This is a genomic window from Bradyrhizobium sp., assembly GCF_049512235.1.
Lineage (GTDB): Bacteria > Pseudomonadota > Alphaproteobacteria > Rhizobiales > Xanthobacteraceae > Bradyrhizobium.
In genome coordinates this window covers 1-17,163 of sequence record NZ_JBEKXH010000055.1, presented here as the reverse complement: position 1 = coordinate 17,163, position 17,163 = coordinate 1, and the positions used below count along the sequence as shown (strand labels likewise).

16 protein-coding genes and 1 pseudogene are annotated in these 17,163 nt (G+C 64.4%); 13 read left to right on the top strand and 4 right to left on the bottom strand.

Annotated elements, in window-relative coordinates; genetic code table 11:
* The first annotated feature begins 3 nt into the window (after positions 1-3).
* The 7 genes from yihA (at position 4) to dapE (ending at position 6,192) form a co-directional block, all read left to right on the top strand.
* Positions 4-654, top strand: a complete 651-nt coding sequence (gene yihA / locus ABSG20_RS07730; protein ID WP_423863908.1) for a ribosome biogenesis GTP-binding protein YihA/YsxC — start codon at positions 4-6, stop codon at positions 652-654.
* A complete protein-coding gene (locus tag ABSG20_RS07725) occupies positions 654-1,034 on the top strand; it encodes a DUF423 domain-containing protein (RefSeq protein WP_423863907.1) in 381 nt (126 codons plus the stop codon). The genes yihA and ABSG20_RS07725 overlap by 1 nt, the downstream gene beginning before the upstream one ends.
* 151 nt (positions 1,035-1,185) lie before the next feature.
* Complete coding sequence (argB, locus tag ABSG20_RS07720) at positions 1,186-2,082, top strand: acetylglutamate kinase (protein ID WP_423863906.1); 897 nt, start codon at positions 1,186-1,188, stop codon at positions 2,080-2,082.
* 32 nt (positions 2,083-2,114) lie between these two features.
* Positions 2,115-3,290: a DUF1036 domain-containing protein gene (locus tag ABSG20_RS07715; protein WP_423863919.1), complete on the top strand. Its 1,176-nt coding sequence runs from the start codon at positions 2,115-2,117 to the stop codon at positions 3,288-3,290.
* Positions 3,291-3,354: 64 nt separating this feature from the next.
* On the top strand, positions 3,355-4,062 hold the full coding sequence (locus ABSG20_RS07710; protein ID WP_423863905.1) for a pyrimidine 5'-nucleotidase: 708 nt from the start codon (positions 3,355-3,357) through the stop codon (positions 4,060-4,062).
* A gap of 85 nt (positions 4,063-4,147) precedes the next feature.
* On the top strand, positions 4,148-4,993 hold the full coding sequence (gene dapD / locus ABSG20_RS07705; protein WP_423863904.1) for a 2,3,4,5-tetrahydropyridine-2,6-dicarboxylate N-succinyltransferase: 846 nt from the start codon (positions 4,148-4,150) through the stop codon (positions 4,991-4,993).
* A 44-nt stretch (positions 4,994-5,037) separates the two neighbouring features.
* Positions 5,038-6,192, top strand: a complete 1,155-nt coding sequence (gene dapE, locus ABSG20_RS07700; protein ID WP_423863903.1) for a succinyl-diaminopimelate desuccinylase — start codon at positions 5,038-5,040, stop codon at positions 6,190-6,192.
* 5 nt (positions 6,193-6,197) lie between these two features.
* Here the strand turns inward: dapE and truA are convergent, their stop codons facing one another.
* Entirely contained in the window at positions 6,198-6,935 is a 738-nt protein-coding gene (truA, locus tag ABSG20_RS07695) for a tRNA pseudouridine(38-40) synthase TruA (protein WP_423863902.1), read from the bottom strand.
* Positions 6,935-7,867, bottom strand: coding sequence for a methionyl-tRNA formyltransferase (fmt, locus tag ABSG20_RS07690; RefSeq protein WP_423863901.1), 933 nt, complete (start codon positions 7,865-7,867; stop codon positions 6,935-6,937). Before fmt ends, truA begins: the two co-directional genes overlap by 1 nt.
* 227 nt (positions 7,868-8,094) lie before the next feature.
* Here fmt and ABSG20_RS07685 point away from each other — a divergent pair.
* The 6 genes and pseudogenes from ABSG20_RS07685 (at position 8,095) to catA (ending at position 15,684) form a co-directional block, all read left to right on the top strand.
* A pseudogene (locus ABSG20_RS07685) lies at positions 8,095-10,571 on the top strand (DEAD/DEAH box helicase).
* A 183-nt stretch (positions 10,572-10,754) separates the two neighbouring features.
* The gene (pdeM, locus tag ABSG20_RS07680; protein WP_423863900.1) at positions 10,755-11,450 is read left to right on the top strand and encodes a ligase-associated DNA damage response endonuclease PdeM; all 696 of its coding nucleotides are present in this window, start codon (positions 10,755-10,757) and stop codon (positions 11,448-11,450) included.
* 85 nt (positions 11,451-11,535) lie between these two features.
* Positions 11,536-13,101: an acyl-CoA synthetase gene (locus tag ABSG20_RS07675; RefSeq protein WP_423863899.1), complete on the top strand. Its 1,566-nt coding sequence runs from the start codon at positions 11,536-11,538 to the stop codon at positions 13,099-13,101.
* A 141-nt stretch (positions 13,102-13,242) separates the two neighbouring features.
* A complete protein-coding gene (locus ABSG20_RS07670; protein ID WP_423863898.1) occupies positions 13,243-14,415 on the top strand; it encodes a muconate/chloromuconate family cycloisomerase in 1,173 nt (390 codons plus the stop codon).
* A gap of 2 nt (positions 14,416-14,417) precedes the next feature.
* Entirely contained in the window at positions 14,418-14,708 is a 291-nt protein-coding gene (gene catC / locus ABSG20_RS07665) for a muconolactone Delta-isomerase (RefSeq protein ID WP_423863897.1), read from the top strand.
* Between the two features lie 46 nt (positions 14,709-14,754).
* A complete protein-coding gene (gene catA / locus ABSG20_RS07660) occupies positions 14,755-15,684 on the top strand; it encodes a catechol 1,2-dioxygenase (RefSeq protein WP_423863896.1) in 930 nt (309 codons plus the stop codon).
* A gap of 142 nt (positions 15,685-15,826) precedes the next feature.
* Here the strand turns inward: catA and ABSG20_RS07655 are convergent, their stop codons facing one another.
* Both ABSG20_RS07655 and ABSG20_RS07650 read right to left on the bottom strand, forming a co-directional pair.
* On the bottom strand, positions 15,827-16,618 hold the full coding sequence (locus tag ABSG20_RS07655; protein WP_423863895.1) for a TIGR02186 family protein: 792 nt from the start codon (positions 16,616-16,618) through the stop codon (positions 15,827-15,829).
* Positions 16,615-17,163 (bottom strand): sulfite exporter TauE/SafE family protein (locus tag ABSG20_RS07650; protein WP_423863894.1); only part of this gene is annotated, 549 nt, incomplete at its 5' end. The genes ABSG20_RS07650 and ABSG20_RS07655, both read right to left, overlap by 4 nt.

The following is a 17,163-nucleotide window of genomic DNA, read 5'->3' as shown; positions in this document are numbered from 1 at the left end:
CGCATGACCACCGACGTCGATGCTGACCTGATCGAGCAGGGACGAAAGCTGTTTGCGGGCGACTGGCAGTTTTTCTGGGCCTCGCCGTCGATCGAAACGCTGCCGCCGATGGCCGGCATCGAGGTTGCCTTTGCCGGCCGCTCCAATGTCGGCAAATCCAGTCTGATCAACGCGCTGACCGGCCGCAACGCGCTGGCGCGGACCTCGCATACGCCGGGCCGCACCCAGGAACTGATCTTCTTCGAAGGCCCTGAACAAGCCGGCTTCCGGCTGGTCGATATGCCCGGTTACGGTTACGCGTCCGCGCCAAAGGCCAAGGTCGCGTCATGGACCGCGCTGATCCACAGCTTCCTGCAGGGCCGCAGCAACCTGGCGCGGGTCTACGTGCTGATCGATGCAAGGCACGGCCTCAAACCGGTCGATCTTGACGTGCTCAAGACGCTCGACAAATCGGCTGTCAGCTATCAGGTCGTGCTCACCAAGGCCGATCAAGTCAAGCCGGTTGAGCTGCAGGCCTGTCGCGCCGCCACCGCGGCGGCGCTTTCCAAACATCCCGCCGCCTTTCCCGAAATCCTGGTGACATCCTCGCACACCGGCGCCGGGATGCCGGAATTGCGCGCCGCGATGGTGCGGCTGTTGAGGGAGCGCAGTTGATGACGGGGGGATCTCGCGTTTTGCGCATTCTGGTCATACTGGCCGCCATCATGGGCGCCGACGGCGTCATCCTGGCGGCCGCATCCGCGCACCAAGCCGATGCGACGCGGCTGGCGGCGGCGTCATCCATGCTGCTGTTTCACTCGACCGCGGTGCTGGCGGCGGCGGCACTCTGCGAACGCGGCATCATTCATCGGGGGATCGGGATCGCGGCCGCGTCGGGCTTTGTCATCGCCGCCGCGCTATTCGCCGGCGATCTCAGCTTGCGGCAATATGCCGGGCACAGCCTGTTTCCCCTGGCCGCGCCGACCGGCGGCACGCTGCTGATTGTGAGCTGGCTCACGCTTGCCGTAGCCGCGGCCTGGCCGCGACCGAGTTGAAACACGCCGCAACAGCGGCGCGGCTCGCGCCGCATCCGGGGGACGCTGGTTGCTCGCGGCGAGAGCTGAGGAAGGCCACGCCAGGCTTTGCGCCGCGGCCGCCAATCAGTTAGAAACCGCCCCATCCTGCTTGACCCAAGAGACCCGCTTCATGACCGACGTGCCGTATATCAGTCCGCTCGATCAGGCCCGCATCCTGTCCGAGGCGCTGCCGCACATGCAGGAGTATGACGAGGAAACCATCGTCATCAAATATGGCGGCCATGCCATGGGGGCGGAGGATCTCGCCAAGGCCTTCGCGCGCGACATCGTGCTTTTGGAGCAGACCGCCATCAACCCGGTGGTGGTGCATGGCGGCGGGCCGCAGATCGCGACCATGCTGAAGCGGCTCGGCATCGCTTCCGAATTCGCCGCCGGCCTGCGCATCACCGACGCCGCGACCATCGAGATCGTTGAAATGGTGCTGGCAGGTTCGATCAACAAGCAACTGGTCGGCTACATCAACGAGGCCGGCGGCAAGGCGGTCGGCCTGTGCGGCAAGGACGGCAACATGGTGACCGCGGCCAAGGCGACGCGCACCATGGTGGATCCGGATTCGCATATCGAAAAGGTGGTCGATCTCGGTTTCGTCGGCGAGCCCCAAAAGGTCGATCTGACGCTGCTCAACCAGCTGATCGGCCACGACCTGATCCCGGTGCTGGCGCCGCTGGCGACCTCGAAGACCGGGCAGACCTTCAACGTCAACGCCGATACCTTCGCCGGTGCGGTTGCCGGCGCGCTGAAGGCGAAGCGGCTGTTGCTCCTGACCGATGTTCCCGGCGTGCTCGACAAGTCGAAAAAACTCATTCCGGAATTGTCGGTGCGGGAAGCGCGCAAGCTGATCGCCGACGGCACCATTTCCGGCGGCATGATCCCGAAGGTCGAGACCTGCATCTACGCGCTCGAACAGGGCGTCGAGGGCGTCGTCATCATCGACGGCAAGATGCAGCACGCGGTTTTGCTCGAACTGTTCACCAACCAGGGCACCGGCACGCTGATCCACAAGTGACGATATCGTCGACCAGCCGTTTCCCGGTCGTCATGGCCGGGCACAGTAGTCTGCCTTGCGCAGACTACGTCAACTGGTCTGCGCTCCCGGCCATCCACATCTTGCCGGCGGATAGGAAGAACGACGTGGATGCCCGGGCCTTCGCCGCGCCGAAGGGGCTACGGCCCCGCAGGCGGGACGAGCCCGGGCATGACGGAGAGAAAAAGACGCCCCGCATAGCGGCATTTTCTTTTGCAGCTGCTTTTGTCTTCTTTGCCAACTCGACGCCGGCCCGGGCCGATCTGAAGATCTGCAATCGCATGAGCTATGTGGTCGAGGTCGCCATCGGTATCGACGACAAGGCGGCGACCGCGACGCGGGGCTGGTTCCGCATCGATCCCGCGGCATGCCGCGTGGTCGTGCAGGGCACCCTGACCGCCGACCGCATCCTGCTCAACGCCCACGCCCTCGGCGTCTATGGTTCATCGCCGATCCCGCAGAATGGCGCCGACACACTGTGCGTCGCGGCCGGCGATTTCGTGATCGCGGCGGCACGCCAGTGCCGCGCCGGGCAAACCCCTGCGGCCTTTACCCAGATCACCCCGACGCCGGCCGACGACGGCAATCTGGTGGCCTATCTGGCCGAGGACAGCGAGTACGATGACGAACAGGCAAGGCTCGCCGGCATCCAGCGGCTGCTCTTGATCGCAGGCTACGACGCCGCGCCGATCGACGGCGTCGACGGTCCGAAAACCCAGGCCGCGCTGGCGGCGTTCCTGAAAAATCGCGGCCTGACGCCCGACATCGCGCAGGCGCCGAACTTCTTCGCAACCATGATCGATGCGGTACAATCGCCGTCCGCCACCGGACTGACCTGGTGCAACGACACCCCGCACAAGATCATGGCCGCGGTCGGCACCGACGACGGCAAGACCGTGATCAGCCGCGGCTGGTACCGCATTGACCCCGGCAAATGCCTGCATCCCGATGTCACCGGTCAGCCGCGGCGGATTTTCAGTTTCGCCGAGGCGGTCGATGACGAAAACCGGACCATCAAGTACAAGGGCACGCCGCTGAACTGGGGCGGCACCAGTCAGCTTTGCACGCGCGAGAGCAAGTTCGAGATCAATGAACAGGGCGACTGCGGCACCCGCGGCCTCAATGTCACCGGCTTTGCCCCCGTCGACATGTCGAGCGGCGGCAAGATGCTGCGCTTTGCGATGCCGTGATGGATGCTCCGGGAATCCTGCAAAGGGGCGTCGGCGCATTCGCGGAACGACGGCTGAGAGATAGATGACCACGATCACGAAAGCGCCGCGCTCGTTCTCCCACATCGACACCTGGGTGTTCGATCTCGACAACACGCTTTATCCGCATCACGTCAATCTGTGGCAGCAGGTCGACCAACGGATCGGCGAGTTCGTCGGTGCCTTTCTCGGCGTATCCACAGCCGAGGCGCGGCGGATCCAGAAGGACTACTACCTGCGCTACGGCACCACCATGCGCGGCATGATGACTGAGCACGGCGTGCGCGCCGACGACTACCTGGCCTATGTGCACCAGATCGACCATTCGCCGCTGCAGCCGAACCCGGCGATGGGCGCTGCGATCGCGAAACTCAGGGGGCGCAAGCTGATCCTGACCAACGGCTCGACCGACCACGCCGGCAAGGTGTTGGAGCGGCTCGGTCTGGCGGCGCAGTTCGAGGCGGTGTTCGATATCATCGCCGCCGAACTCGAGCCGAAGCCGGCGCCGCGGACCTATCAAAAGTTTCTCAGAGATCATGCGGTCAATCCGGCGACATCGGCGATGTTCGAGGATCTGGCGCGCAACCTCGTGGTACCGCATTTGCTCGGCATGACCACCGTGCTGGTGGTGCCGGACGGCAGCACCGAAGTCGTGCGTGAGGACTGGGAGCTGGAAGGCCGCAACGCCGCCCATGTCGATCATGTCACGGATGATCTGACCGGGTTTTTGCAAGGGTTGAGCGCAAAGGCGTAAGCCCTCCTCGTGAGCGAGCCTTGACTCCCACCCCCCAAATCCCGAAAAAGCCCCTTCAAATCGCGCGCGCCCTGAGGAAATCCCGATGTCTCTCTCCGCCCTTGAATCCACCATCAACTCCGCGTTCGATGCGCGCGACGGCATCTCTGCCGCGACCCAAGGCGAGGTCCGTGACGCCGTCGATCACGCGCTCGATCTGCTCGACAAGGGCGAGACCCGCGTCGCCGAACGCGACGCCGGCGGCAAGTGGAATGTCCATCAATGGCTGAAGAAGGCGGTGCTGCTGTCGTTTCGACTGAACGACATGACCGCGATATCGGGCGGTCCCGGACAAGCATCGTGGTGGGACAAGGTGCCCTCGAAGTTCGACGGCTGGGGCGAGAATCGTTTTCGCGCCGCCGGCTTCCGGGCGGTGCCGGGCGCCATCGTCCGCCGCTCGGCCTTCATCGCGAAAAATGTCGTGCTGATGCCGTCCTTCGTCAACCTCGGTGCCTATGTCGATGAGGCGACCATGATCGACACCTGGTCGACGGTTGGCTCCTGCGCGCAGATCGGCAAGCGCGTGCACATTTCCGGCGGCGTCGGTATCGGCGGCGTGCTGGAACCGCTGCAGGCCGAACCCGTGATCGTCGAGGACGATTGCTTCATCGGCGCCCGTTCCGAAGTCGCCGAAGGCGTGATCGTGCGCAAAGGCGCGGTGCTGGCGATGGGCGTGTTCCTCGGCGCTTCGACCAAGATCGTCGATCGCGACTCTGGCGAGACCTTCATCGGCGAGGTTCCTGAATATGCCGTGGTGGTGCCGGGCGCGCTACCGGGCCGTCCGCTGAAGAACGGCCAGCCCGGCCCCTCTACGGCCTGCGCCGTGATCGTCAAGCGGGTCGACGAGCGCACCCGCGCCAAGACCAGCATCAACGAGCTGCTGCGGGACTGACTATATCGCTGGCCGATCGCCTTCACCGCATGTTATGCGGAGGCATGAATGATGCCGTCTCCATCGCCCGCGACCTCGTCCGTTGTCCATCCGTAACCCCGGCCGACGCGGGCGCGCTTGGCGTTCTTGACAACATCCTCACAGAAGCGGGTTTCGAGGTCCACCGCGTCACGTTCGGCGAACCCGGCACCGCCGATATCGACAACCTCTATGCCCGTATCGGCAATTCCGTCCCGCACATCACCTTTGCCGGCCATACCGACGTGGTGCCGCCGGGCGATGAGCGCGCATGGACCCATGGTGCGTTTTCCGGCGAGGTCAAGGACGGTTTTCTCTATGGACGCGGCGCTGTCGACATGAAGGGCGGCATTGCCTGCAGCGTCGCGGCGGTGCTCGAATATCTGGACGACAACGGCGGCAAGGCCAAGGGTTCGATCTCGTTCCTGATCACCGGCGACGAGGAAGACCTTTCCGTCAACGGTACGATAAAGCTATTGCAATGGGCCGCGGCGCGCGGCGAGAAATTCGACCACTGCGTGCTCGGCGAACCCTCCAATATCGAGCAGCTCGGCGACTGCATCAAGGTCGGCCGCCGCGGCTCGCAGTCGGGCACGCTCTATGTTGACGGCGTCCAGGGCCACGTCGCCTATCCACACCGCGCGGCGAACCCGGTGCCGGATATCGCAAGACTGATCGTGGCGCTGAGCGAGGAACCGCTCGATCACGGCAGCGTACAGTTCCAGGCCTCGAACCTCGAATTTACTTCCGTCGATGTCGGCAACATCGCGGGCAATGTCATCCCGGCGCAGGCGCGGGCGAAATTCAACATCCGCTTCAATGATCTGCATACCCAGACGAGCCTGCGGGCCTTGGTCGAGCAGCGGCTGGCGAAAGCGGCAGGAAACCGGATCCGCGCCCGGATCGCGTGGGAACCGTCCAATTCCAACGTGTTTGTGACAAAGCCCGGCGCCTTCACCGACCTCGCGGTCGCGGCGATCGAGGAGGTCACCGGCCGCCGGCCGGAGTTGAGCACCTCGGGCGGCACCTCGGACGCCCGCTTCATTGCGGGCTATTGCCCCGTCATCGAGTTCGGTCTGGTCGGCCAGACCATGCACCAGATCGACGAGCGCACGGCGGTGTCCGATCTGGAGCAGTTGACCAGGATCTATCGCGGCATCCTGGATCGTTATTTCGCTTGAGCTCGTTAATAATCCACCCGCACCAGATAGAGTCCTTGCGGCGGCGCGACCGGGCCGCAGGCGGTGCGGTCGCGCGCCGCCAGGGCGGCGGCAAGGTCGCCGGCGCTCCAGCGGCCTTCGCCGACCCAGACCAGCGAGCCGACCATCGAGCGCACTTGGCTATGCAGGAACGAGCGCGCCGAGGTGGCGATGTGGACGGCATCACCCTCTCTGATGACGTCGAGCTGGTCGAGGGTTTTCTCCGGCGATTTCGCCTGGCATTCGCTGTCACGAAAGGTGGTGAAGTCGTGCTTGCCGATCAGGCGCTGCGCGGCGCGATGCATGGCATCGCTATCGAGCGGCCTCGGCAGCCGCCAGGCATGGCCGATGTCGAGCGCGAGATTGGCCCGCCGATTGGCGATGCGATAGAGGTAGTGGCGGCGTTTCGCGGAAAATCGCGCCTCGAAGCTGTCCGGCACGATCTCCGCACTGAGTACGCCGATCGGCAGCGGGCGCAAATGCGCATTGAGGCCGTCGCGTAACCTCCCTGGAACAAAGGGCCTCGCAATATCGCAATGCGCGGTTTGCGCGAACGCGTGCACGCCGGCGTCGGTGCGGCCGGCGCCATGAACGCGGACATGTTCGCCGCAGATCGCCTTGACCGCGGTTTCCAGCGCGCCCTGCACCGAAGCCCCATTGTCCTGGATCTGCCAGCCGCAAAACGGTGCGCCGTCATATTCGATGGTGAGTTTGTAGCGCGGCATCAGCCGAGCCGCAGCGGCGGCTGCAGCGGCGTGCCGCGCAAAAATTCCTCCGCCTTCATCGGCGCCTTGCCGGCGCGCTGCAATTCGAGAATCCGCAAGGCGCCTTGCTGGCAACCAACCGCGAGATGATCGTCGAGCAGTTCGCCTGATGCACCCGAGCCGCCGGCGATCGCGCAGCGCAGGATTTTGACCCGCACTGGTTCGCCTTCGATCGGGATTTCGCACCACGCGCCGGGAAACGGCGACAGCCCGTGGATATGGCGTAGCACGGCGCGCGCCGGCTTGTTCCAGTCGATCCGCGCCTCGGCCTTTTCGATCTTGGCGGCGTAGCTGACGCCCTCTTCGCTTTGCCTTTTGAGTTGCAGCGTGCCGCGCTCAAGCGCGCCGATCGCGCGCACCATCAGGTCGCCGCCGAGCCGCGACAGCGCATCGTGCAGATCGCTTGCCGTCATCGCATCCGTGATCGCAATACGTTCGGCCATCGCGACATCGCCGGTATCGAGCCCGGCATCCATTTTCATCACCATCACGCCGGTCTCGGCATCGCCGGCCATGATGGCGCGGTTGATCGGCGCCGCGCCGCGCCAGCGCGGCAACAGCGACGCGTGCAGATTGAAGCAGCCGAGCGTCGGGGTGTCGAGAATGGCCTGGGGCAGGATCATGCCATAGGCGACGACCACCGCCGCATCGGCGTTGAGGGCGCGAAAATGCTCGAGCGCTTCCGGCGTCTTCAGCGTCCCTGGCGTCAGCACGGGGATGCCGAGCCGGCGCGCCTCCTGCTCGACCGGGCTTAGTTGCAGCTTCATGCCACGCCCGGCACGCTTCGCCGCGCGGGTGTAGGCGATGGCGATCTCGTGGCCATGGGCCACCAGCTCCGATAGCGTCGGCACCGCGAATTCCGGCGTGCCCATGAAGATCAGGCGAAGCGACATGAAGTGACTAATCCCAGGTAATTCATTCTACCGACATGGCCGGGCTTGTCCCGGCCATCCACGTTTTGAGTGTCAGCAAGAAAGACATGGATGCCCACGACATCTGCGCGAAGACGCGCTTCGCGCTTTAGCGCGGGCATGACGGCTGAGAGGCTTGCGATCTATAATCTATACTGCGTTTCCGAAGCTGTGATCATATCGATATCGCGCGTGAACCTCTTCCCGAGTTGCCGGCGCCGGCACCGCTATCTTCTCCCCTCCTCCCGCGAAGCGGTGGGGAGGGGTCGGGGGTGGGGGGTCTCTCGGCAGGAACCGCTGCTTCGGTGTACGCCGCGCCACCCCCCACCCCCGACCCCGGATCAAGTCCGGGGCAGGCTCCCTCCCCGCCACGCGCCGCGCGCGCGGGGGGAGGGGAGAAGTCACCGTCCCGCAACGCCATTTCCCGCAGCGTCATCTCCATCGGTCGCGGCGTGCGGCGCAGCGGCGGCCTTCACACCCTTTACATCTCGCCGCTGAAGGCGCTCGCGGTCGATATCGCGCGCAATCTGGAAACCCCGATCGCTGAAATGGGACTGCGGATCAAGGTCGAGACCCGCACCGGCGATACGCCGGTGTCGCGGCGGCAGCGGCAGCGGCGCTATCCTCCGGATATTCTGCTGACGACGCCCGAACAACTGGCGCTATTGCTGTCATCCGATGACGCGCCGTTTCTGTTCGGCTCGCTACGGCGCATCGTGCTCGACGAACTGCACGCGCTGGTGACCTCAAAACGCGGCGATCTGTTGTCGCTCGGGCTGGCGCGGCTGTGGCGGCTGGCACCGCAAGCACGCGCGATCGGGCTGTCGGCGACCATAGCTGAGCCGGAATCGCTGGCACGCTTCCTGGTGCCGCAGCGCGATGGCGCCAACACGGCCGCCGACATCGTGGTCGCCGGTGGTGCCGCGGCGCCGGTTGTCGAAATGCTCGACACAAGGGAGCGATTGCCCTGGGCCGGCCATTCCGCGCGCCACGCGCTCGGCGAAATCTACGATCTGATCCGGCGCAACAGGACCACGCTGGTGTTCGTCCCCTGCATCACGGTTCGCTCGATGTCGCGCAGCGCCGCAAGGTCGAGGACGCGATGAGCAGCGGAAAACTGCGCGGCGTGGTCTGCACCTCCTCGCTCGATCTCGGCGTCGACTGGGGCGACATCGACATGGTCATCAATGTCGGGGCGCCGAAGGGCGCCTCGCGGCTGATGCAAAGGATCGGCCGCGCCAATCACCGCATCGACGAAGCCTCGCGCGCGGTGCTGGTGCCGGCCAATCGTTTCGAGGTGCTGGAATGCGCCGTGGCGATCGACGCGATTGCGGAAAACGCCCAGGATACCCCGCCGCTGCGCACCGGCGCGCTGGATGTGCTGGCCCAGCACGTGCTCGGCTGCGCCTGCGGCGAGCCGTTTCATGCCGATCAACTCTATGACGAAGTACTGACCGCCGCACCCTATGCAGGTTTGACCCGAACCGATTTCGACGACGTGGTCGACTTCGTCGCCACCGGCGGCTATGCGCTGAAAACCTACGAGCGTTTTGCCCGCATCAAGCAGGACAAGGAGGGGCGATGGCGCGTTGCCAATCCGCGGGTGCGGCAAAGCTACCGCCTCAATGTCGGCACCATCGTCGAGGAGGCGATGCTGAAGGTGCGGCTGGTGCGCTCCCGCGGCGGCGGCTCGGGGTCGACCGGCGCGCTCGGCCGTGGCGGCCGCATGCTGGGGGAGATCGAGGAATATTTCATCGAGGGGCTGGTGGTCGGCGACACCTTCGTGTTCGGCGGCGAGGTGGTGCGTTACGAGCAGTTGGCAGAAGATCAGGTCTATGTCTCGCGCGCCAACGACAGGGATGCAAAGGTGCCGTCCTATATGGGCGGCAAGTTTCCGCTCTCGACCTATCTCGCCGGGCGGGTTCGGAAATTGCTGGCCGACAGAGGCGGCTGGAGCGGCCTGCCCGATCAGGTGCGCGACTGGCTGTCGTTGCAGGCGCAGCTGTCGCGGGTGCCCGGCGCGCGCGAGCTGGTGGTGGAAACCTTTCCGCGCGCCAACAAGCATTACCTCGTCTGTTATCCCTTCGAGGGCCGGCTCGCGCACCAGACGCTCGGCATGCTGCTGACGCGGCGGCTGGAACGCGCCCGCGCCCGGCCGCTCGGCTTTGTCGCCAACGAATATGCCCTGGCGGTGTGGGGGCTCGGCGACATGTCCTCGATGATCCGGCAGGGCCGGCTCGATCTCAATGCGCTGTTCGATCCGGACATGCTGGGCGACGATCTCGAAGCCTGGCTTGCGGAATCGGCGCTGATGAAACGCACCTTCCGCAGTTGCGCGATCATTTCCGGATTGATCGCGCGCCGCTTCACCGGCGAGGACAAGACCCGCCGCCAGGTGCTGTTTTCGACCGATCTGATCTACGACGTGCTGCGCAAGCACCAGCCGGATCACCTGCTGTTGCGTGCGGCGCGCGCCGATGCCGCGACCGGGCTGCTCGATATCCGCCGGCTCGGTGATATGCTGGCGCGAATCAAGGGGCGAATCACCCACAAGCAACTGGAGCGGGTTTCGCCGCTGGCGGTGCCGGTGATGCTGGAAATCGGCCGCGAAGCGGTTTATGGCGAAGCATCGGACGTATTGCTGGCGGAAGCCGCCAAGGAGCTGGTCAAAGAGGCGATGTCCTAGAAAAATGGATTTGTTTGACTCCGATCCACCAACATCGTCATGCCCGGCCAGAAGCGCGAAGCGCGTCTTCGCGCAGATGTGCCGGGCATCCACGTCTTTCTTCTTTGCGGCGCCAAGACGTGGATGGCCGGGCTTTCGCCGCGCCGAAGGGGCTTCGGCCCCGCAGGCGGGACAGGCCCGGCCATGACGGAAATAGCCATCGATGTTACCAGGGCATCTTGTTTGAATGTTGCCGGTGTCGATCTGGCCGCCGATCTCTCCGGCGCGCTGTTCTGGGAAGAAGAGAGCCTGCTCGTGGTCTCCGACCTGCATCTGGAAAAGGGCTCCAGTTTCGCCGCGCGCGGCGTGCTGCTGCCGCCCTATGATACGGCGGCGACGCTCGGCCGCCTCGGCGCCGTGATCGCGCGGCACGACCCGCGCGTGGTAATTGCGCTCGGCGACAGCTTTCATGACAGCTCAGCCCATGACCGGCTGTCGGCGCCGGATCGCGACGCCATCGCCGCGTTGCAGCTACGGCGCGACTGGATCTGGATTTGCGGCAATCACGATCCGGCGCCGCCGTCCGATCTCGGCGGCGTGGTCGCGCTTGAAGTGGCGCTCGGCCCGATCGTCTTTCGTCATGAGCCGACCGGCGTTTTGGGTGAAATCGCGGGTCATCTGCACCCTAAGGCGCGCGTGTCCAGCCGCGGCCGTTCCATGGAGCGGCGCTGTTTTGCCTGCGACGGCGAGCGCGCGGTGATGCCGGCGTTCGGCGCTTATACCGGGGGACTGAGCATCCGCGACGCGGCATTTGCAAGGATATTCCGGACGCTCGAATTCATGGCGCACGTGCTCGGCGACCACCGGCTGCACCATATCGCCGCATCGCGATGCTATTGAGCCGGACTTCGCGGTCCACCTTGTAAGCGCGCATCAGCGGGGGCAAACTGGCCTCAACAAAACGCCGTCGATGGGGAACGCCAGCATGTATCCGGTCACTCGCCGTCAGACCCTCGCAGACCTGCTGCGCCGCAGCGCCGCGCGGACGCCTAACAAGCCAGCCGTGGTGTGCGGCGATATCCGCTGGAGCTATGCCGAATTCGACCGCATCAGCGGACGCGTGGCCGCCGGCCTCGCGGAGCGAGGAGTTGCAAAAGGCTCCCGCGTTGCGATCCTGGCGCGCAACTCGCACGCCTTTGTGGCCATGCGGTTTGCGCTGGCGCGGCTTGGGGCAGTCCTGGTGCCGATCAATTTCATGCTGAAGGCGGAGGAAGTCGGCTACATCCTGCGCCATGCCGGCGCGACGATGCTCGCGACCGACAGCGGCCTTGCGCCGCTTTCGCGCGCGGCGAAGCTGCTCGACACCGCGGTGCGCGATCTCATCTGGCTTCCCGCGGAGGGCGCAAGCGAGCCGCAGGCCGACATGATCGGTTTCGACACGCTCGCCGCCTGTCAAACGGCACCGCCTGAACCGGAGCTCACGGGCGCCGATCTGGCGCAGATCGTCTATACCAGCGGAACGGAATCCTCGCCGAAGGGGGCGATGCTGACCCACGACGCGGTGATCTGGCAATATGTCAGCTGCATCGTCGATGCCGGCATCGCCGCGTACGATCTCACTTTGCACGCGCTGCCGCTGTACCATTGCGCGCAGCTCGATGTCTTCTTCGGTCCTTCGATCTATGTCGGCGCCACCAACATCATCACGGCGCAGCCGACGCCGGACAATCTGCTGCCGCTGATCGAACGCCACCGCATCAGTTCGTTCTTCGCCCCGCCGACCGTCTGGATCTCGCTATTGCGTTCGCCGCGCTTCGATACCACCGACCTTTCCAGCCTGCGCAAGGGATATTACGGCGCTTCCATCATGCCGGTCGAAGTGCTGCGCGAGCTGGCACAGCGCCTGCCCGGGGTGCGGCTGTGGAATCTCTACGGTCAGACCGAGATCGCGCCGCTGGCTACCATGCTCGGCCCCGAGGATCAGTTGCGCAAGCCCGGGTCATGCGGCCGCGCCGTGCTCAATGTCGAGACCCGGGTCGTCGATGACGCGATGCGCGACACGGCGCCGGGCGAGGTCGGCGAGATCGTGCACCGGTCGCCGCATCTGATGGTCGGCTATTTCCACGATGACGAGCGCACCAAGGCAGCCTTCGAGGGCGGCTGGTTCCATTCCGGCGATTTGGCAACGATGGATGACGAGGGCTACATCAGTGTCGTCGACCGCAAGAAAGACATGATCAAGACCGGCGGCGAGAATGTCGCCAGCCGCGAGGTCGAGGAGGCACTTTACCGGTTGCCGCAGGTCTCGGAAGTCGCGGTCATCGGCATTCCGCATCCGCGCTGGGTCGAGGCGGTGGTCGCGGTGATCGTGATCAAGTCAGGCCATTCGCTGAGCGAGGCCGAAGTCCTTGCCCATGCGCAGACCATGCTGGCCTCGTTCAAGACGCCGAAGCAAATTGTGTTTGCCGATGCGCTGCCGAAGAATCCCAGCGGCAAGCTGCTCAAGCGCCAGCTGCGCGATGTCCATGCGCGGTTGTTTACCGCCGGCTGAAGCGCGGTTCAGGCCGCCTTGGCCTGCGGCCAGGGCGTCAGGTAGATGTCTCCCATAAGCGAATTGAAGTGAGTCGGCTGCAGGCCAACTCCACAACGGCCAACTTTTTCAAGCATCAATCAACAACACAGGGCGGAAATCATGCCGGCGCAGCCGAAGATCGAGCACATCGAGACATTTCTGGTCGATCTCCCGACCATCCGTCCACACCAGCTCGCCATGACGACCTTGAGCCGTCAGACATTGATGATCGTCCGCATCCGCTGCTCGGATGGCATCGTCGGTGTCGGCGAGGGGACCACCATCGGCGGCCTCGCCTATGGCGCCGAAAGCCCGGAAGGCATGAAGCTCGCGATCGACACCTATATTGCGCCGCACCTGCTCAAATCCAACCCCAACCAGGTCGCTGCCACCATGGCAGGAATCGGCAAGGCGGTGCAGGACAACCGTTTCGCCAAATGCGCGGTTGAGACGGCCCTGCTGGACGCCATGGGAAAACGCACCGGACTAAGCGTTTCAGATTTGCTCGGTGGACGCTTCCATGACCGGCTGCCGGTCGCCTGGACACTCGCCAGCGGCGATACCTCAAGCGACATAGCCGAAGCCGAGGCCATGCTGGCCAAGCGGCGCCACAATATCTTCAAGCTGAAAATCGGCAAAGGCGATCCGAAGGACAATATCGCCCATGTGGCAGCCATCAAGCGGGCTCTGGGCGATCAAGCCAGCGTGCGGGTCGATATCAACCAGGCCTGGAGCGAATCGACGGCGGCCCGCGCCATCGCGGCGCTGGAAGACGCAGGCTGTGATCTCGTCGAACAGCCCATTGCGCTGTCCAATCGCAAAGGCATGGCGCGGCTTGCGCTGCAAGCGAGAATTCCGGTGATGGCGGATGAATCGCTGCGCGGGCCGGAAACGGCCTTCGATTTTGCCGCCGATGCCGCCGCCGATGTGTTTGCCGTCAAGATCATGCAATCGGGCGGCCTCTACGCCGCCGCCCGTGTGGCCGCCATCGCCGATGCCGCGGGCATCGGACTTTATGGGGGCACGATGCTTGAAGCCGGGGTTGGCACGGCTGCCGGTGCGCAATTGTTTTCGACGTTTCCCAATCTGCAGTGGGGCACCGAACTGTTCGGTCCGCTGCTTCTGACCGAGGAAATATTGACCGAGCCGCTGAATTACAGCGATTTTTCCCTGCAGGTTCCCACCGGTCCCGGCCTTGGCATTGACCTTGACGAGGCCAAGCTCGCGCACTTTCGGCGAGACCGTGGGTCTCGCAGCGTCCATCCGATGCCGAAATCCAAGGCGGGGGCATAACCATGCTGTTCCAGGTCGAAATGACGGTACGCCTGCCGCACGACATGCCCACCGAGATGGCCGACGAACTCAAACGGGTCGAGCGCGAGAAGGCGCAGGCGCTGCAGAGGTCTGGAGTTTGGCGCCACCTCTGGCGTGTTGCTGGGCACTACGGCAACGTCAGCATTCTCGATTGCGCCGACGTGCAGCAGCTCCACGACACCATCTCGAGCCTGCCGCTGTTTCCCTACATGGAAATCAAGGTAACGCCGCTTTGCCGGCACCCTTCCTCCATTCATGACGACGACCGATAAGCCGTCCACCCCGAACCGAAACCAACCCACAGAGGAGAACGTTCAGATGCCTGCAAATCTCATCGACAAAAAGCACATCTCCGAGCTGGCAGCAAAAGCTGCGGGCCTCGACATGAAAGGCGGCAATCCGCGCCTGAAAACAATCATGAACCGGCTGTTGTCCGACCTGTTCCAGGCGATCGACGATCTCGACATTTCCATGGATGAGTTTTGGGCGGGTGTCGGCTATCTCGGTGCCTCGGCTCAGGCCAATGAGCTTGGACTTTTGGTTCCGGGTATTGCCGTCGAGCATTTTCTCGATTTGCGCCTTGATGAAGCCGAGCGCCGCGCCGGTCTCGCTGGCGGAACGGTTCGCACCATCGAAGGCCCGCTCTATGTCGCCGGTGCTCCGGTTGCGAAACATGAAGCGCGACTGGATGATGGAAGCGATGATGGCGAAGTACTGATCATGGACGGCCAGGTTCGGGACCTCCAAGGCAAGCCAGTGCCGCACGCCAAGGTCGAAGTCTGGCACGCCAATACGCACGGCAACTATTCGTTCTTCGGACCTCCACAGACGCCGTTCAATCTGCGGCGCACGATCGAGACCGATGCCGAGGGACGTTACAAATTCCGCTCCATCATGCCGAGCGGTTACGGTTGCCCCCCGGGCAGTCATATCGAAAACCTGCTGACGGATATGGGCCGCCACGCTCAGCGACCGGCGCATGTGCACTTCTTCGTCTCGGCTCCCGGCTTTCGCCATCTGACCACCCAGATCAACATCGACGGCGACAAATATCTGCGCGACGATTTCGCCTTCGGTACCCGTGAAGAACTGATCCCGCCGGTCATCCGCGTCAGTGATGCGGCGGCTATTCACGAGGCCGGTCTCGACAAGCCCTACGCCTACATCAAGTTCGATTTTGCCATTGCCAAGGAAGTGCCGGGTGCGCCCGCCACCGTCGTCCATCGGGAACACGCACCCGCGCATTGAGGCAAGCCACACCAAGCGAGCGGTCGCACGACAGGTGCGACCGCAGCCGGAAAGATCGGAGCGGCCAGGCCGCCACAGGGAGAACCACCATGTTGGACGAAGTGCTGGAACGGGTGGGGAGCGTTTGCTCGGGGATCAGCGGCTAATCCTTGCGAAACACGATCGAGGCCATCCAGCCGGTCATCAGCGCCATGGCGGCCGTGACCAGGCCGTAGACCAAGCCATTCTGGCGGGCGGTGGTTGCGACGAACTGCTCGAAACCGACCTTGACGATTTCGAACGCGGTTTCGGTCCGCGTCAACAGCGCGCCATCGGCGAACAGCTTGATCTCGACGTCATAGGTCCCGATCGGCACTTCAGCCGGAAGCGGAATGCCGGTCCGAAACAGCGTCGGCGTCAAGAATGTCACCGCCGAAGTATCCTCGCGATAGAGCCCCTGTTCCGAGCGCAGCCGCACGAAGGCGCTGCGGAACGCATCGTTCGGCACCACGTCGGCGTAGTCAGGTCCGACGCGCTGGGTCAAAAGCACGTTATTGAGTCCGAGTTGCTGCCGCCGCTCGACTTCGGGCGAAGCGATGGCGTCGAATTGCCGGTTGGCGAACAGCGCAAGATAGCTCGGCACTTGCAGGAATTGCCGGTAGTCGGTGTTGATCCAGATGCCGAATCTGCGTTCCTTGCGGCGCGTCACCATGTCGGCGCGCGGGCCGGAGATGGTCACGACGAGGTCGTAGCCGGCGCGGTGGGCCGGGGTGGAGGCGTCCTTTTCGACCGAGCCGAACAGCACCAGTTCTTCGCCGGAATAGTTCGGCGTCACGGTCACCCGGTGGTTGGAGACCGAAACGATCAGCCGCTCGGCGTGCGCGCTGCCGACGGCACAAGCCGTGTAAAGCGCCAGCGCAAGGCCACAAGCGGCGAGCGGGTTGCGCGCGATCATCCGGCGCCTCCGCTTTCCCGGATGGTGAAGAGATCGTCGGGGCGGATCACCAGTTCGATGGCGAAGCGCATGCCGACCGCGAGAATCAGCAGTCCCAGCAATAGCCGCAGATGCTCGCTGCGAATCTGCTGGCCGGCGCGAGCGCCGAACTGCGCCCCGGTCACGCCGCCGATCATCAGGATCAGCGCCAGCACGGCATCGACGAGATGGTTGGTGACCGCGTGCAGCAGGGTGGCGAACAACATGGTGACCAGAGTCAGCACCATCGAGGTGCCGATCACGGTGGAGGTCGGTACCCGCAACAGATAAATCATGATCGGGACCAGGATGAAGCCGCCGCCGATGCCCATCACCGCGCCGATGAAACCGATGATGACGCCGACGGCAACGACCGGAATCACCGACAGATAGATCTTGGAGCGCTTGAAGCGCATCTTCAGCGGCAGGCCGTGGATCCAGCCGTGGCTGCCGGAGCGGCGCATCGGCACGGTTATGCCGCGCCGGGCGCGCAGGATGGCGCGCAAGCCTTCCCAGAACATCAGCCC

Excerpts from the sequence above, each read along its gene's own strand:
- yihA (WP_423863908.1), top strand. The coding sequence starts at position 4 with ATGACCACCGACGTCGATGCTGACCTGATCGAGCAGGGACGAAAGCTG.
- ABSG20_RS07725 (WP_423863907.1), top strand. The coding sequence starts at position 654 with ATGACGGGGGGATCTCGCGTTTTGCGCATTCTGGTCATACTGGCCGCC.
- argB (WP_423863906.1), top strand. The coding sequence starts at position 1,186 with ATGACCGACGTGCCGTATATCAGTCCGCTCGATCAGGCCCGCATCCTG.
- ABSG20_RS07715 (WP_423863919.1), top strand. The coding sequence starts at position 2,115 with ATGGCCGGGCACAGTAGTCTGCCTTGCGCAGACTACGTCAACTGGTCT.
- ABSG20_RS07710 (WP_423863905.1), top strand. The coding sequence starts at position 3,355 with ATGACCACGATCACGAAAGCGCCGCGCTCGTTCTCCCACATCGACACC.
- dapD (WP_423863904.1), top strand. The coding sequence starts at position 4,148 with ATGTCTCTCTCCGCCCTTGAATCCACCATCAACTCCGCGTTCGATGCG.
- dapE (WP_423863903.1), top strand. The coding sequence starts at position 5,038 with ATGAATGATGCCGTCTCCATCGCCCGCGACCTCGTCCGTTGTCCATCC.
- truA (WP_423863902.1), bottom strand. The coding sequence starts at position 6,935 with ATGCCGCGCTACAAACTCACCATCGAATATGACGGCGCACCGTTTTGC.
- fmt (WP_423863901.1), bottom strand. The coding sequence starts at position 7,867 with ATGTCGCTTCGCCTGATCTTCATGGGCACGCCGGAATTCGCGGTGCCG.
- pdeM (WP_423863900.1), top strand. The coding sequence starts at position 10,755 with ATGACGGAAATAGCCATCGATGTTACCAGGGCATCTTGTTTGAATGTT.
- ABSG20_RS07675 (WP_423863899.1), top strand. The coding sequence starts at position 11,536 with ATGTATCCGGTCACTCGCCGTCAGACCCTCGCAGACCTGCTGCGCCGC.
- ABSG20_RS07670 (WP_423863898.1), top strand. The coding sequence starts at position 13,243 with ATGCCGGCGCAGCCGAAGATCGAGCACATCGAGACATTTCTGGTCGAT.
- catC (WP_423863897.1), top strand. The coding sequence starts at position 14,418 with ATGCTGTTCCAGGTCGAAATGACGGTACGCCTGCCGCACGACATGCCC.
- catA (WP_423863896.1), top strand. The coding sequence starts at position 14,755 with ATGCCTGCAAATCTCATCGACAAAAAGCACATCTCCGAGCTGGCAGCA.
- ABSG20_RS07655 (WP_423863895.1), bottom strand. The coding sequence starts at position 16,618 with ATGATCGCGCGCAACCCGCTCGCCGCTTGTGGCCTTGCGCTGGCGCTT.